Source organism: Streptomyces calidiresistens, assembly GCF_014141525.1.
GTDB lineage: Bacteria > Actinomycetota > Actinomycetes > Streptomycetales > Streptomycetaceae > Streptomyces > Streptomyces calidiresistens.
This window is the reverse complement of record NZ_VKHS01001386.1, coordinates 1-769: the sequence shown is the minus strand read 5'-3', so window position 1 is coordinate 769 and position 769 is coordinate 1. Positions and strand designations below refer to the sequence as shown.

Genomic DNA, 769 nt, shown 5'->3' with positions numbered 1-769 from the left:
CAGCAGTTCCTTCCGTATCCGGCGTCCCGAGGGGCGGGAGGCGACGGCGGGCGGGAGGACCAGCACCGCCCGGCCGCCGGGGGCGAGTCGGGCGAGGGCGTGCTGGACCCAGGCGAGTTCGGACTCGGCGCGCGCCGGCAGGCCGTATGCCCAGCGGGGGTCACAGGCCAACTCGTCGTGGCCCCAGTCCCGGTCGCCGTAGGGCGGGACGCACAGCACGGCCTCGGCTACGAGGTCGGGGAAGGCGTCGGCGCGCAGGCTGTCGCCCTCCCGGACGGTGACGGCGGCGCCGGGGGCGGCGAGCAGCAGGGCGACGGCGGCCCGGCGGGCCTGCACGGGGAGAAGGTCCTGTCCGTACAAGGTCGTCGCGCCCCGGCGGGCGGCGGCCTCCAGGAGACCGCCGCCGCCGCAGGCCGGATCCAGGACCCGGGTGGTGCCCGGCGGCAGCAGGCGCGCGGCGAGATCGGCGAGGGGAGCGGGGGTGCGGTGGGTGCCGCTCGCGGCGCTGTCCTCCAACTCGCGTTCGGCGAGCACCCCGAGGGTGGTGCGGGCGTCCTCCTCGCGCAGGCAGCGCAGCAGGGCGCGCAGCACGGGGGCGTCCGCCGGGGCGAAGCGGATGTCCGCGGTGCCGGGGACGGTGTCCGCCAGGGCCCTCACCCGCTCGGAGGCGCGGGCGGCGAGGTCCACGTCGGGGAGGTCGAGGAGGGCCGCGGGAGTGTTCGGGGCGTCGCGGGCCCCGGGGTCCGCCTCGCCGGTGGTGGGGCGGGAG

The 769-nt window shown here is 79.1% G+C and carries 1 protein-coding gene; it reads right to left on the bottom strand.

Annotation, left to right across the window (positions count from 1 at the left end):
* Positions 1–769 (bottom strand): HsdM family class I SAM-dependent methyltransferase (locus tag FOE67_RS27440; protein WP_182667509.1); only part of this gene is annotated, 769 nt, incomplete at both ends.